Source organism: Thalassospira lucentensis MCCC 1A00383 = DSM 14000 (assembly GCF_000421265.1).
GTDB lineage: Bacteria > Pseudomonadota > Alphaproteobacteria > Rhodospirillales > Thalassospiraceae > Thalassospira > Thalassospira lucentensis.
Map to the genome: position 1 here is coordinate 38554 of NZ_ATWN01000009.1, position 13687 is coordinate 52240.

Genomic DNA, 13687 nt, shown 5'->3' on the forward strand with positions numbered 1-13687 from the left:
AGGCGACGTGGGTGCGCGGTGATATTGATATATGGCCCCGACCTGATTGTTTGTCTCATGCCGGAAGCTTGCCTGCGCGGGCAGCAGGCCCATTTCCCTATTTCGAGAACAGACTGATCTGATCCTCATCGCGTTTGTTTTTTTGCGCGGTGGGTGGTTCTTCGTGCCATGACAAGACATGGTCAGGAAGCGGGGCCAGCATATGGGCAACCTGTGTGAAGTTTTCTGTAGGATCAAGCCACGCATTGAGGTGATTTGGTCCGATCACCACGGGCATGCGATCATGAATATGGGCAATCACACTCGATGGTGCACAGGTGATAATGGTCGCCTCTGATCCGTTTTCCAGTCCGGCAAATAGAAACGGTTGATGATCGGGAAGCGTTATCTGGTTTTTACGCTTGGACGTGCCGTCTTTGCGCCATTCATACCAACTTGTGGCCGGGATCAGACACCGCCGGGCAAGCAGGGGGCGAAATGTGGGTTTCTGGTCAAGTGTTTCGGCCCGCGCATTGATCAGTGGTGTGTTCAGGCCCGGAACCGTAAGCCCCCAGTGGCGAATTGCGGCTTTGCGTTCGGGCAGGATGACGGCAATCGGGTCTGTGGGGCGGCGCGTGCCGGCCAGGCCTTCAAACGCGGCATCAAGATCGTTCTGGTTTTCGGCGGTTTGATGGGCAAGCTGCGCATCGTCAAATCCGTTGTGCAAAATGCTGCGCCGGATGTCTTCCATCTCCAGTCCCAGTTGCGCCTGAAGGGCGTGGACGTTGTTGTTAAGATCAAATCGGCTGCACATGTATTTGCCTGCTTTGTTGTGCCATCAAGATAATAGCTGCCGGGGGCTTTGCCAAATCCTGCGATGCGTACTACTTAAAACGAGGTCATGCCCCAAGGCCGATAGAAAATTTACCGAAAACAGGGCATTTCCTTCAATGGTTTGACGGGGGATGTTATAACAATGTGATCACATGCAGTCACGCATGCGCACGCCACATAAAGAGCCCGAATAATGAATAATCCAGCCCCGAAAACAGTCGTCCTGACAGGTGCCAGCCGTGGTATCGGTCACGTTACGGTTGGTTATTTTGCCCGGCGTGGTTGGCGGGTGATTTGCTGTTCACGTGAAGCACCGCCGCCCAGTTGCCCGCGTGACCCGTCACTTGGCATTCATATCCGTGCTGATCTTTCCAAGCCCGAAGACGTGGAGTCTTTCATTGCGCAGGCCAATGAGGTGCTGGGCGATGATCCGCTGCATGCCTTGGTCAATAATGCCGGTGTGTCGCCCAAGACGCCCTATAAGGAGCGGCTTGGCTGTTTGAATGGCGATATTGATGCGTGGCGTGATGTGTTTGAGCTTAATTTCTTTACCCCGCTGACACTGGCGCGCGGGTTTGCATCGGCGTTGCATCGTGGCAAGGGGGCAATTTGCAACATCACGTCGATTGCCGGGCACTATGTGCATCCGTTTGCCGGGTCGGCTTATTCGACGTCAAAGGCGGCCCTTTCGGGGCTGACGCGCGAAATGGCGGTGGAGTTTGCCGAACTTGGTGTGCGGGTCAATGCGGTGGCCCCGGGGGAGATCAAGACAGACATGATTTCCCCGGAATATGAAGCACTGGTGCCACGTATTCCGATGAACCGGATGGGAACGCCCGAAGATGTTGCGGCCGCGGTGCATTATCTGGTGGGTGACGACAGTAGCTATGTCACAGGCACGGAAATCTTTGTTACTGGCGGGCAGCATCTTTATTGATCACAGATCGCCGCGATTGGTGGTGATGATGCTGTGGTTCTGAGACGATATGCTTTAAAGGCCAAAGGCAGCCAAGCTTGGCTGCCTTATGCGTTCTGGCTGATGTGAAAGGCCGGGTCGTAATCAACTTTTCCAGCCGGGATCTCATCGATCAGCGGGCGGGCCATGAAATATTCATCAGGCACACCTTCAAGTTTCAAATCGGGCAGGGGGGCAAAGCCAAACCGGCTGTAATAGTTTGGCTCCCCCAGAACAACACACCCGGCGGCATCATCGGCACGCAAATGACGGATGCCGCTTTGGATCAGTTCTGACCCAACGCCGAACCCTTGACGGTCGGGCAGGACGGCAACCGGGCCAAGCCCGTACCATCCACATTCCAGGTTATTGATTTTAATCGGGGAAAAGGCAATGCAACCAATAAGCTCGTCATCTTGTTGAGCAATCAGTGAAAGGGTGAGCTTCCCTTTTTGACGCAGGGCATCAACAATAAGGTGTTCTGTCTGCTGGCTATGGGGTGCTGTTTCAAATGCACCTGCCAGAAGCGCGTGAATCGCCGCGATGTCATGTTCGGTTTCTTCACGAATAAGCATTTTCGTCCCTGCCTGTGACGTAGGGTCTGCTTCCTGCGGACCGTCACCCACGACTATAACGGGAAAATGCGTTTGGGCAAGGCTGTGTTAAACCAGCAAACTTTTCAGCCAGTCGTTTTTTTGTTCAAGGCGTTTGACTTCCATTTCAAGCCAGCCGGTGAAGTTTGATGCTTCGTTGGCGTGTTCTTCGCGCAGGGCCAAAACACGTTCAAGATCAAGCTCGCACACATCCTGAAGGATTTCGAGCTGCTCACGGCGGATGTCATCATCAAGCAGATGCAGATAGCGCATCTTAAGCGCCATAATCAAACGCGATAGTTCACCCGATGTATCACGCAGATTGCCCTGCATCAGTTCGACGAATTTATCGTGGCCCTGTTGGGTCAGGATAAGCTGCCCGTCGGAAAACGCGGCGCTTCCACTGTCTTCCTTGACCAGTCCTTCAAGCTTCAAAAGCTGTAATGAACTTCCCATCATATCAAGCGACGGCCCCATCATATGCGACATGAAATGACGCACGGAATTGGCCAGATCAGCATAACTGATTGGTTTATCTGAAAGGGCAAGTGTGCCGAGTGCGCACAGGCGCAGACATTCTTTGGGGAGCAAGGTTCTATCCGAATACATGGGCGGCCCCTGTTTGATGACAGGAGCGACGTTAACGCGAACGGTTATTAATTGCAACATATGATCTTAAGGGCACTTTAAATGCCCGCGATCATCATCAGCATGAATATAGGCCGCCCTATGGCGAAAGCAAACATTCGGGTCCGATTTGAAGATGTTAGATCAGAACAGTTTCGTCGATGGATCAAAAAAGGCCAGGGCATTTGCCACTGGCCTTCGTTTTCTGATCCCTGACGCACGATCAGGCAGCCTTGGAAATGCCCAGTTGGCTCCAGACGGCAAGCAGCGAGTCGATCAGGTGATCCATTAATTCGTCATTATGCAACGGACCGGGGGTGAAGCGCAGGCGTTCGGTGCCGCGCGGCACGGTTGGATAGTTGATTGGCTGCACATAAATATCATGTTCAAACAGAAGGCGGTCGCTGGCTTCCTTACACATCGCGGCATTGCCAACCATCAGTGGGACAATATGGCTTGGCGCGTCCATCACTGGAAGACCTACTTCACGCATACGTTCCCGAAGTGTTTCAGCACGTTCTTTTTGTGCAATGCGTTCCGCGTTGCTTTCTTTTAGATGGCGGACAGCTGCCAATGCGCCTGCTGCAATGCTTGGCGGGTGGGAGCTGGTAAAGATGAACCCGTTGCCAAAGCTGCGCACGAAATCGACGATTTCCGGTCTGGCCGCGATGTAACCGCCTATGACGCCAAATGCCTTGGCCAGTGTGCCCTGAACGATATCAACGCGGTGCATGACGCCATCGCGTTCGGCAACACCGCCGCCGCGCGGGCCATACATGCCCACCGCATGGACTTCATCAAGGTATGAAATCGCGTTGTATTTTTCGCACAGATCAAGAATCTGGCCAATCGGGGCAATGTCGCCATCCATCGAATAGACCGACTCGAACGCGACGATTTTGGCGCGCTCCGGGCCGAGGTCCTTGAGGATAGCTTCAAGATGTTCGACGTCGTTGTGGTTCCAGATGCGGCGTTCGGCCTTGGAATGGCGCATGCCTTCGATCATGGAATTATGGTTCTGGGAGTCGGAAATGATCACGCAATCGGGCAATTTGGAGCCAAGGGTCGACAGCGTGGTCCAGTTGGCGACATAGCCAGATGTCATCAGAAGAGCGGCTTCCTTGCCATGCAGATCGGCGAGCTCATGCTCAAGCGCGACGTGCAGATGGTTGGAGCCAGAAATATTGCGTGTGCCACCCGCACCGCCACCCTGGCCGGAAACGGCTTTGTCCATGGCATCAAGCACCTTGGGGTGCTGGCCCATGCCAAGATAATCGTTGGAACACCAGACGGTAATTTCGCGCGGCGCTTCCCCGTTTTCCGGATGATAGAGGGACTTGGGGAATTTGCCGACAATGCGTTCAAGATTGGCGAACACGCGATATCGGCCTTCAGCCTTAAGGCCAGAGATCGCGTCTTTGAAGAAGTTGTTATAATTCATCTTTGTTACTTTCGCCTGTCTCTTTGCGACGGAACAGTTTTGCACATCACAAAGCTCTGGTCTTGTCCTGATCAGTGATCTGATCTGGACATGTCGTCCGGCTTGACCGGGTCTTGATGTTTCCCTTATCGGACATGGCGTCCGACGCGGCATTGACCCTTGTCAAAAATTAAAGCGATTCCAGTTTGTTTTGAACCGCACGGTCAGAGAAGGCGTTCCATCTTTCGTTTGTCGATCTCGCCGCAGGGGTGGTCCTGTTTCACGGACTTGGCGTACCCCGTCTCAATTCAGTTGTCAATTTGGGGCCATTGGCGGCATTTGGCAAGGATTTGAACGCATTTCACCCCACAATTATATCAATTCAGACCATAGTTTTAATCAATCGATTTGGGGCGATTTGGTATTTAAGGCTATTGGTCGCAATTTTAGCGGTGTTTTACGGGATCAGACGTGTGGTTTTAGAAAAAAAGCCCGGCGCAAAACGGATTTGGGCCGGGCCTTTTGATATTTTGATCTGTGACGCGACTTATAGGCTGCTGTGCCACTCGGTCAGGGCGGCCTCGACCGCGTCGAACATCGTATGAATTTGATCTTCGGTGATGATCAGCGGCGGGCAGAAGGCAACCGTATCGCCAAGCGCACGCAGGATCACACCATGTTCAAGGCATTTGGCCGCAACGGCTTTGCCCGCAGCACCATAGGGATCAAAAGGTGTTTTCGCACACTTATCAGAAACCAGTTCAAACGCCCCGATCAGGCCGTGGCCCCGGGTTTCGCCGACATGATCGAACTTGTTTAGGTCTTTGAGGCGTTTCTGGAACGGCGACATGACACTGCGGACATGCTCAATAATCCCGTCATCCTCATAGATTTTAAGGGTTTCAAGTGCGACGGCCGCTGCCACCGGATGCCCGGAATAGGTAAAGCCATGGCCGAATGTCCCGACCTCGTCTGATCCCTTTTTGACGGCCTGATAAATCGCCTCATTGATAAACAGGGCCGAAATCGGCAGGTAAGCCGATGACAGCTGTTTGGCGACTGTGATCATATCGGGTTTAAGTCGGAAGGTTTCGCTGGCAAACATCCGACCGGTCCGGCCAAAGCCGCAAATCACTTCATCGGCAATAAACAGGATGTCATAGCGTTTGAGCACTTCCTGAATTTTCTCAAAATAGGTGCGCGGCGGGACAATCACGCCACCGGCCCCCATGATCGGTTCGGCGATAAACGCACCGACGGTTTCGGGGCCTTCGGCCTGGATCAGGTCTTCAAGCTGTTCGGCCAAGCGGGTGGCGAAATCTTCTTCTTCCTCACCTGGCAGGGCATCGCGCCAGTAATGCGGTGTTTCGGTATGAAGAATGCGATCAATCGGCAGATCAAACAGTTTGTGATTGCCCGGAAGGCCAGTCATCGAGGCCGCCGCCACAGTAACCCCGTGATAGCCCTTCTTGCGCGAGATGATCTTCTTCTTTTCCGGCTGGCCAATAGCATTATGATAATACCAAACCATTTTGACTGCAGAATCAGTGGCTTCTGAGCCGCTGTTGGCAAAGAAGACCTTCGACATCGGCACGGGCGCGATTTCCAGCAGCTTTTCGGCAAGATCAATCGCCGGATTTGTGCTTTTGGATGCAAAGGTATGATAATAGGGCAGGATGTTGAGCTGCTTGGTGGCGGCATCCACCAGTCGTTTCTCGCTAAAGCCAAGCGACGTACACCAAAGACCTGCCATGCCTTCGATCAGTTTATGTCCGCTGTCATCGGTGACATAAATGCCGTCACCGCCGGTAATGATGTGCGGACCGGTTTGTTCGTGGGTGGCATGGTTGGTATAGGGATGCAGGTAGCTCGCGACATCGCGGCTGGCATCTGAATTGCCCGGAACGGTTGGGGCGACGGCTGGATTGACGTTGGTGGCGTCGATGGTCATGGCGAACCTCGTTTTGATGTGGGGCCCTGAAACCCGTAAATGCTTTTAAGGCACTTTAATCCCACTTTGATCAGGCGCAACCCATTCCTTTGCACTGCGATAACTTTGCAATGGATTAACCCTTGATGACGAAAAACCGGCCGGAATGATCCGACCGGTTTTGATATGGGGTTTTGATGCGGGTACGCGCGATATTGGCTTAGTGTGACATCAGGACCGGAACGGTCATGTGGCGCAAAAGATGCTGGGTCACACCGCCCATCATCAATTCGCGCAGGCGCGGGCGGCCATAGGCCCCGCAGACAATCAGATCAGAACTTTCGTCCGCGGCCCGCGACAACAGCAAGTCACCAACACTGATGCCCGATGCATTCATGGTTTCCTTTGTGGCATTAATGCCGTGGCGTTTGAGACGGTCCGCAATGTCGATGCCCGGCACGGGCAAGGTATCACGTGCTGCCTTGTTCGGATCGGCACACAGAACCACGGCCTTCTTGGCGGTTTCAAGGAACGGCATGCTGTCGTTTACTGCGCGAACGGCTTCGCGGTATGGTTTCCAGGCAATCAGAACCCGTTCGCCGACCGTGGCAAACTTTCCGACATAGGGCACGATCAGAACAGGTGTGCCAGAGGTCAGAACAACCTTATCTGGCATTTCAGAGACAGAGCACGGATCACCGCTTTCCGGGTCGTGCTGTCCTAAAATCGTCAGGTCATGGTGGCGGGCATACATTGCTGCCGTATCGGCAAGTTCGGTTGCGGCACAGGTTGTTTGTTGCCAGCTAAATTCAATACCGGCATCTGTGCAGGCGGTTTCAAATACGCCTTGCGCCACTTTGCCCTGATCGGCCATTGCTTGACGTTGCTGAGCGATGATTTCTTGTGGAATTTGGACTTCCATAAAGCGCGGAATATCAGTCACAGGCAGCAGGAACAGACCTGTCAGATGGGCCTTCTGCGCCTTTGCCACCTTCAGCGCGACGGCAAGGCGTTCTGTGCAGGCAGGCGAATTGTCGATGTGAACAAGAATATCCCGATACATGAGACTGTCTCCATTGTACGGCCCGTCATCTTCACCAGAAGGGTGAGGATCGCACGCGGGTCCTTTCGATATGGAATAAGCATAATCTCGGGTGTTTTGCGCGTCTTTGCTCTATCTCAAATTGAAGAATTTAAAACGACTTTATGGGGCGTATGTGCCGCTAACCATCCGTGCCCGGCTGGGTCATCGGGATGACTTTTTCCATTTCCGGGGTGTCGGTGCCAGTTGACGGCACCATCCCTTGTGGTGCTGGCGGTGTTTGGGGTGCCATTTGGCCGCCCATGTTGCTGCCGGGCATATTGCTTATGGTTGGGTCGGACATCGGGATGTTCATCGCATCGCCCGACAACATTGATAGACTTTTATGCAGTTGCTGGGACAGTGGGGCCCAGTTTTTCTGCAAGGTGGCGCAGGATGCGGCATCGCCTTGCTGAACGCAGCGTTGCGCCATGCGATCCAGAATGCCGAGCGCAATGCGGGCCTCGTCAATTTGCTGTTTCTGCATTTGATCGAGCATTTTTTGATTTTGGTCTTCCATCATCACCAGATTGTCAGACTGTGTTGCGACCGATCCGGCGGTTGTCCCGGTTGGGCCCGCCATGGATTTGGGTGCGCTATTGGCTTGCGCGTTGGACGGGCCCCCCCATGGGGTGACGATGGTCTGGCTATCATTGGCGACGGTGACGGGATCTTCGACCGGTGCCATGCAGGCAGACACAGCACATGTCAGTGCAATCATGGTCAAAGTCTTGGCTGTTGTATGCATCGACATGTCGTGCTCCTTGGACCTGTGGCGTTTTGCCGTGGTCACGCGATCGCGTTGTCCCTAAAACCGGTCGTATTGGATGCTACGACTTTGCTTTTGTTATGGAACATATTGGACTGACTTATCGTGCCTGTCCAGATATGGGCCGATGAAAGCTTTTTGACCGACCAGCGATCTCCTGGCATTACGCTGTGTGTATGTCGGGCGTTGATAATTTCGGTTCGTTTTTTAAGGTGCTGGCGATCCAGCGCATCGTAAGTTTTATCCGTTCGATGTGTCTGAGGTCAGGATGGGTCAAGACCCACAATCTGTTTGGCGCGATATCTTTTAGCACGGTGATACGTTTCAAACCGGGGATGGCAAGATCGGTCGGCAAGCAGGCAAAGCCGCATCCCGAAAGTGCAAGTTGCGCCATTGCGATCAGGTCATCAGATTGCTGATGAATTTTACCCCGGTGGCATTTTTCCAACCATGTGAAAACGGGGTGACTGCGAAGCGTCCCGCACGCGCCGATAAAGTTCTGCTGCAACAGAACATCCAGATCGTCAGTCGCAACGTCATCAGAGGTGCCGTAAATGGCCCAACTGATTTTTCGGACCTCGCGACCGACCAGATGTTCGGGCGGATGGCTGGCGACCCGAATTGCGATGTCGGCGTAGCGTTGTGTCATGTTGAATTCCTGATTGCTCGTCAGCAGTTCAAGCTGAATGTCAGGATGTTCGGCACGAAATCGCGCAAAGCAATCAGGCAAAAGGAAGTATGAAAAGCTTGTCGGGGCGGTAATGCGCACCAACCCGGACGGCGACACATCACGCCCGGAAATGTTCAGGTTGATTACATCGAAGCTGTTCATGATCTGTCGTGCAGGGTGCAGCATATCTGCCCCGGCTTCGGTCAATTGATAATCACCCCGAACCCGGTCAAATAGTCTAGCACCGGTTTCTTTCTCCAGAGCGTGAATATGACGAAACACGGTCGTGCTGCTGACACGTAGTTTCAGGGAAGCCTGTTCGAGCGATCCTGTCTCTGCGATGGCGAGAAAGGACTTCATGTAATTCCAGTCCATCGGCGTAAGTTCCAAATTTGCAATTATGCATTTCAAAATCGCGTATGTATTGCAAATTTGCAATTCTCTATTTCTGTTCCTGCGAAATGCTGAACACACATAACAAAGGGAATTGCGATGATTGGCTACACATCCGTTGGAACGAATGACCTTAATCGCTCTGGTGCATTTTATGACGCATTGTTTGAGTGTTTTGGGGCGGGCCGCGTCATGGTGGTTTCTGATTTTATTGTCTGGGGAAAGAGTGCCGATAGCCCATGTTTTTCTGTCCATGTTCCGTTTGATGGCAAACCGGCAACCGTCGGAAATGGCACAATGATTGCCTTGGCCGCACAATCGCGCCAGCAGGTTGACGAGGTCTATCAAAAGGCGCTGGCGTTGGGCGGTACATCAGAAGGCACACCCGGTCCACGCACCGACGACGGATTTTATGCCGCATATTTCCGTGATCTGGATGGCAATAAACTGAACGTGCATTTCATGGGATAGTGCGGCGTCATGATTTCCGTTGGCTGTTCGTCAGAATGGTTTTTAGGACTTTCTAAATTTCGGGGATGTGTGATGTACCCTCATTTTCGTCTGGTGGGACATCGATTATGTCCCTATGTGCAGCGTGTTTCCATGGTCATGGCCGCATGTTCAATTGATCACGAACGGGTTGATATTTCACTTGAGGATAAGCCGAACTGGCTTTTTGACATCAGCGCTACGGGCAAAGTGCCGGTCTTGGTTGTTGATCACGGGCGGGTCCTGTTTGAGGCCGCTGCGATCTGTGAGTATCTTGATGATTTAACCGGCAAAACGTTGTTGCCACGCGATCTTTATGAACGTGGCCTGCACCGTGGGCTGATTGCACTTGGCGAACAGATATTGTCGCTGACGGCAATGCTGATTTATCAGGCGCCAACGGAGGATGCGGTCGATGCAACGGTGGCACAGATCACCCAACGGTTTGAAATACTTGCCGACCATGTTGGGACGAAACCCATGGAGGTACAGGGCCGCCTTGGTCTGCTTGATTTTGTTTTCGCAACGGTTTTTCGACCGTTTCCGTTGCTTTCGGTTGGGTTGAGCCGGGATTTTTATGCCGGAATGGATTGTCTGAAAGACTGGTCGATCAAGCTTTCGGGGCACGACATTATCCAAAATGCCGTGCCCCGAAGCTACTTTGCGGAAATGCAGAAATTCATTGCGACGAAGGAAGGATATCTTGCCCGCCGGTTGGCGGTGCTGCCGCCTGTGCATTTGTCTTATAGACAAGACGCTGGTTAGAGACTGTGCCTGTTTATGTCAGTCAGATACGTGTCGTGCCACCATGGCGACAATGGTGGCAAAAAGTTCGTTTTTCGCCTGTTCCTGTGTGATTTCACCGGTTGCCGCCGCGTAGGACAGGGCCTCTGCCGCGCCAAGGAACCCCCATAGGCTGGCCGTTGATACGGTGCCGCTGGCACAAAAAGGGGCAAGAATATTGCGGCATTTTTCAAGGAACAGGAGGTTGTAGTCGCGTTTTACCTGCTCAAGTTCTGGCGACCCGGCAAGTGCGGAAATGACACCTGATATTTCACGCCCCTGAGACAATACGCAATCAACATAAGATGATGCAATCACCCACGCCTTGTCGTTCAGGGTCGTCGCACTTGCCTGAAGGGCGGCGTCAAGCACGGCGGACTGGCGCATATCGTAATCCTGATACAGGGCGATCAGCAATCCCGATCGGATGCCAAAATGATCATAGACAACCGGCTTGGTCACACCGGCCTGCTCGGCAAGGGAACCAAGGCTAAGTGCCTCGGTTCCTTGCCCACGCACCATTTGCCACGCGACATCCACAAGTTGACGATATCGATCCTCCCGCGAGAGCCGTTTGCGCGGTTTGTGGCGGGTTGGAGAATTATTTGCGCTGGTGCTTGACATCTTTATATACCAAACGTAACTTACGAAAAGTAACTTACTAAAAGTATATAGTGATTGCCGCCCTGAGGCAATCGGTTAAGAAGGAGATCTGTCATGCATGCACTTGTGGTTGTTGCACATCCAAATACCGGTTCGTTTACCCATGCTGTTGCCAATCATATCGGCAAGGGCATTGAAGATGCCGGATCGGACCACAGTTTCGAACTTGCCGACCTTACGGCAGAGGGATTTGATCCGCGATTCAGTTTGGGCGATGTCGCGGGGTTCGACCTTGTCACGCCTTATCCCGATGACGTCATCGCCGAACAACAGAGGATCGACCGTGCCGATACGCTGGTTCTGGTTTTTCCGATCTATTGGTGGTCGATGCCCGCCATCATGAAAGGGTGGATTGACCGTGTGTTCACCAATGGCTGGGCCTATGAGGACATAGACGGCGAAAAGGTCATTAAAAAGCTGACCCATTTGAAGGTTCATCTTGTCGCCATTGGCGGTGCCGGTTTGGGCACATTTGCCCGGCATGGGTATTTCGGCGCGATGAAGCTGCAAATCCATCAGGGTATTTTTGATTATTGCGGCGTTGAGGTCGCGTCATCCGAACTGATGTTGCTGGCCGATGGTAACGATCCGGCCGCACACCTGAAAACCGCGCATGACCTTGGGGCGGCGATCCCGGCCAAGGTGGCGCAACCTGATCTGGATATGGCGGGATAAATCCCGGTTCTTCTACCCCGGCCGTCACAAGGTGAAAAACAAAACGCCCGCCAAAATCTGGCGGGCGTTTGAATGTGTGCTGTTTGGCTTCGCTTAGTCGTGCTTGCCGCCATGTGCCTTGGACCAGCCAATCGGATCGGCAAGGAACGAGCGCACCCCTTCGATGGCGTCTTGGCTGAAATATTCGCCTTCTTCGGCAACGGCCAGAACGTCCGCCCAGGTGGCAAGATAATGCATTTCGATGTCGTCTTTGCGCAGTTCTTCAAGCGCACCTTCGAAGATGTCATAGAAGAACACGACAAAGGCGTGTTTGCATTCCCCACCGGCGTCCCGGATGGCATTGACGAAATTGACTTTCGAGGCACCATCGGTAGCCAGATCTTCGACCAGAAGAACGCGCTGACCTTCGTGGATGTCGCCTTCGATGCGGGCCTTGCGACCGAACCCTTTGGGTTTTTTGCGAACATACTGCATCGGCAGGTCCATCACATCGGCCAGCCATGCGGAATAAGGGATACCCGCCGTTTCACCACCGGCGACGGCATCAAATGCCTCGTAACCTGCTTTGTCAGAAACCTGACGGGCGGCAAGCTCAATCACCTTGCGGCGTGCGCGCGGGAATGAAATGAGTTTGCGGCAGTCGATATAAACCGGGCTGGCCCAGCCAGACGTCAGGATATAGGCTTCTTCCGGACGGAAATTAACCGCTCCGATATCTAGCAAAATCTTGGCAACGGTTTTGGCAGCATAGGAACAATGCGCGGTCGGCGATGGGGTGGTCATGGCAGCTTTACCCTCTTTGGCTCGAAGATTTGCCGACCTCATAACGCTTTTGACAAAAAAGCGCAAAGAAAAGCCGCTGTCCATTTGGTCAGGTTAAAGCCGGGTTTTATCTGCTTGCCGGTCGGTATTGCGTGTTCGTGCGAACATATGTGGCGTTCACCGATCAAAATATTGTTTAATCACGAAGCTTTACACTTGATCTTGCACGACACCTTAGCTTGTCACGGAGCATCAGGATGACCCACCAAAGACGCCGTCGTCTGATTAAGGCCCGCCGCACAGGGCTTGGCCTGATTTTTGTGATGGCGATATCAATGATTGCTGGCATGACCGATGCGGTCGGGCTTCTGATGGCGGGGAGTTTCGTTTCCTTCATGTCGGGCAACACCACACGTGCCGCGATTGACATCGCACAGGGCAACTGGGGCCATGCGGCGATACTGCTGGGGGCCATTGCCTGTTTCGTCGCCGGGAACGCACTGGGCGTGATTGTTTCGAGTAGTCTTCGCAAACGATTGGCCGGATTGCTCGGGTTTGTTGCCGTGTTGCTGTGTCTTGCTGCGCTGTTGCCAATGGAAATTGACGGGACGGCGGCATTCTATGTCGTGGTTCTTGCAATGGGCATGATCAATGCCACGGTCGAAACTGTTGAAGGCTTGCCCATCGGGTTAACCTATGTGACCGGGGCACTTTCGCGATTTGGACGGGGGATCGGGCGCTGGGTCACCGGGGACCGGCGCGGGGACTGGATCATTCAGATCGTACCGTGGATGGGCATGATTGTCGGGGCGATCATTGGTGGGGTGCTTTTTGCCCGCATGGGGCAGGATGCCTTATGGGTGGTTGCCGGGATCACTTTGTTAACGGCGATCTGTGCTGTTCTGGTTCCAAGCCGGTTACAGGCCCGGTTTCTGGTGACGACGAAAACACCGAATTACATCCGCAAATGACAGAACCCATTGGCAAAACCTGTGTTTGGGTTTATTCGGTATAGCAATGCCGAATAAAGCTGTGTTGACGCAGCAGGCCTTATAGGAAATGCA

The 13687-nt window shown here is 53.3% G+C and carries 15 protein-coding genes; 5 read left to right on the forward strand and 10 right to left on the reverse strand.

Annotated features, from left to right (window positions below):
• Positions 1–97: 97 nt before the first annotated feature.
• Positions 98–793 carry an SOS response-associated peptidase gene (locus K355_RS0117350; RefSeq protein ID WP_022733428.1) on the reverse strand — a complete coding sequence of 232 codons (696 nt, stop codon included), beginning with the start codon at positions 791–793 and terminating at the stop codon, positions 98–100.
• Positions 794–1006: 213 nt separating this feature from the next.
• On the opposite strand from K355_RS0117350, the gene K355_RS0117355 reads away from it, so the two are divergent.
• Positions 1007–1750 carry an SDR family NAD(P)-dependent oxidoreductase gene (locus K355_RS0117355; RefSeq protein WP_022733429.1) on the forward strand — a complete coding sequence of 248 codons (744 nt, stop codon included), beginning with the start codon at positions 1007–1009 and terminating at the stop codon, positions 1748–1750.
• Positions 1751–1836: 86 nt separating this feature from the next.
• Here the strand turns inward: K355_RS0117355 and K355_RS0117360 are convergent, their stop codons facing one another.
• The 7 genes from K355_RS0117360 to K355_RS0117390 all read right to left on the reverse strand — a co-directional run bounded on the left by K355_RS0117360 (position 1837) and on the right by K355_RS0117390 (position 9218).
• Positions 1837–2343, reverse strand: coding sequence for a GNAT family N-acetyltransferase (locus tag K355_RS0117360; RefSeq protein ID WP_022733430.1), 507 nt, complete (start codon positions 2341–2343; stop codon positions 1837–1839).
• 87 nt (positions 2344–2430) lie between these two features.
• Positions 2431–2970: a hypothetical protein gene (locus K355_RS0117365; RefSeq protein WP_022733431.1), complete on the reverse strand. Its 540-nt coding sequence runs from the start codon at positions 2968–2970 to the stop codon at positions 2431–2433.
• A 241-nt stretch (positions 2971–3211) separates the two neighbouring features.
• Complete coding sequence (gene hemA / locus K355_RS0117370) at positions 3212–4429, reverse strand: 5-aminolevulinate synthase (RefSeq protein WP_022733432.1); 1218 nt, start codon at positions 4427–4429, stop codon at positions 3212–3214.
• Between the two features lie 526 nt (positions 4430–4955).
• A complete protein-coding gene (locus K355_RS0117375) occupies positions 4956–6359 on the reverse strand; it encodes an aspartate aminotransferase family protein (RefSeq protein WP_022733433.1) in 1404 nt (467 codons plus the stop codon).
• 199 nt (positions 6360–6558) lie between these two features.
• The gene (locus tag K355_RS0117380; RefSeq protein WP_022733434.1) at positions 6559–7401 is read right to left on the reverse strand and encodes a universal stress protein; all 843 of its coding nucleotides are present in this window, start codon (positions 7399–7401) and stop codon (positions 6559–6561) included.
• Between the two features lie 160 nt (positions 7402–7561).
• Positions 7562–8173, reverse strand: a complete 612-nt coding sequence (locus tag K355_RS0117385) for a hypothetical protein (protein WP_022733435.1) — start codon at positions 8171–8173, stop codon at positions 7562–7564.
• A 178-nt stretch (positions 8174–8351) separates the two neighbouring features.
• The gene (locus K355_RS0117390) at positions 8352–9218 is read right to left on the reverse strand and encodes a LysR family transcriptional regulator (protein WP_245562965.1); all 867 of its coding nucleotides are present in this window, start codon (positions 9216–9218) and stop codon (positions 8352–8354) included.
• Positions 9219–9350: 132 nt separating this feature from the next.
• Between K355_RS0117390 and K355_RS0117395 the strand changes: the two genes are divergently transcribed.
• Complete coding sequence (locus K355_RS0117395; RefSeq protein ID WP_022733437.1) at positions 9351–9722, forward strand: VOC family protein; 372 nt, start codon at positions 9351–9353, stop codon at positions 9720–9722.
• Between the two features lie 72 nt (positions 9723–9794).
• Positions 9795–10505, forward strand: a complete 711-nt coding sequence (locus K355_RS25180; RefSeq protein ID WP_022733438.1) for a glutathione S-transferase family protein — start codon at positions 9795–9797, stop codon at positions 10503–10505.
• A gap of 18 nt (positions 10506–10523) precedes the next feature.
• Here K355_RS25180 and K355_RS0117405 read toward each other — a convergent pair whose 3' ends face one another.
• Positions 10524–11147 carry a TetR/AcrR family transcriptional regulator gene (locus tag K355_RS0117405; RefSeq protein ID WP_022733439.1) on the reverse strand — a complete coding sequence of 208 codons (624 nt, stop codon included), beginning with the start codon at positions 11145–11147 and terminating at the stop codon, positions 10524–10526.
• A gap of 93 nt (positions 11148–11240) precedes the next feature.
• Between K355_RS0117405 and K355_RS0117410 the strand changes: the two genes are divergently transcribed.
• Positions 11241–11861, forward strand: coding sequence for an NAD(P)H-dependent oxidoreductase (locus K355_RS0117410; RefSeq protein ID WP_022733440.1), 621 nt, complete (start codon positions 11241–11243; stop codon positions 11859–11861).
• A 93-nt stretch (positions 11862–11954) separates the two neighbouring features.
• Here K355_RS0117410 and K355_RS0117415 read toward each other — a convergent pair whose 3' ends face one another.
• On the reverse strand, positions 11955–12644 hold the full coding sequence (locus K355_RS0117415) for an orotate phosphoribosyltransferase (RefSeq protein WP_028791713.1): 690 nt from the start codon (positions 12642–12644) through the stop codon (positions 11955–11957).
• A 236-nt stretch (positions 12645–12880) separates the two neighbouring features.
• Here K355_RS0117415 and K355_RS0117420 point away from each other — a divergent pair, with 236 nt between their 5' ends.
• On the forward strand, positions 12881–13594 hold the full coding sequence (locus tag K355_RS0117420; protein WP_022733442.1) for a YoaK family protein: 714 nt from the start codon (positions 12881–12883) through the stop codon (positions 13592–13594).
• The last annotated feature ends 93 nt before the right edge of the window (positions 13595–13687 follow it).

Bases quoted from the DNA above. Each gene is read 5' to 3' on its own strand.
- K355_RS0117385 (WP_022733435.1), bottom strand. From the start codon at position 8,173: ATGTCGATGCATACAACAGCCAAGACTTTGACCATGATTGCACTGACA.
- K355_RS0117415 (WP_028791713.1), bottom strand. From the start codon at position 12,644: ATGACCACCCCATCGCCGACCGCGCATTGTTCCTATGCTGCCAAAACC.
- K355_RS0117375 (WP_022733433.1), bottom strand. From the start codon at position 6,359: ATGACCATCGACGCCACCAACGTCAATCCAGCCGTCGCCCCAACCGTT.
- K355_RS0117410 (WP_022733440.1), top strand. From the start codon at position 11,241: ATGCATGCACTTGTGGTTGTTGCACATCCAAATACCGGTTCGTTTACC.
- K355_RS0117390 (WP_245562965.1), bottom strand. From the start codon at position 9,218: ATGAAGTCCTTTCTCGCCATCGCAGAGACAGGATCGCTCGAACAGGCT.
- K355_RS0117405 (WP_022733439.1), bottom strand. From the start codon at position 11,147: ATGTCAAGCACCAGCGCAAATAATTCTCCAACCCGCCACAAACCGCGC.
- K355_RS0117350 (WP_022733428.1), bottom strand. From the start codon at position 793: ATGTGCAGCCGATTTGATCTTAACAACAACGTCCACGCCCTTCAGGCG.
- K355_RS0117355 (WP_022733429.1), top strand. From the start codon at position 1,007: ATGAATAATCCAGCCCCGAAAACAGTCGTCCTGACAGGTGCCAGCCGT.
- K355_RS0117360 (WP_022733430.1), bottom strand. From the start codon at position 2,343: ATGCTTATTCGTGAAGAAACCGAACATGACATCGCGGCGATTCACGCG.
- K355_RS25180 (WP_022733438.1), top strand. From the start codon at position 9,795: ATGTACCCTCATTTTCGTCTGGTGGGACATCGATTATGTCCCTATGTG.
- hemA (WP_022733432.1), bottom strand. From the start codon at position 4,429: ATGAATTATAACAACTTCTTCAAAGACGCGATCTCTGGCCTTAAGGCT.
- K355_RS0117365 (WP_022733431.1), bottom strand. From the start codon at position 2,970: ATGTATTCGGATAGAACCTTGCTCCCCAAAGAATGTCTGCGCCTGTGC.
- K355_RS0117420 (WP_022733442.1), top strand. From the start codon at position 12,881: ATGACCCACCAAAGACGCCGTCGTCTGATTAAGGCCCGCCGCACAGGG.
- K355_RS0117380 (WP_022733434.1), bottom strand. From the start codon at position 7,401: ATGTATCGGGATATTCTTGTTCACATCGACAATTCGCCTGCCTGCACA.
- K355_RS0117395 (WP_022733437.1), top strand. From the start codon at position 9,351: ATGATTGGCTACACATCCGTTGGAACGAATGACCTTAATCGCTCTGGT.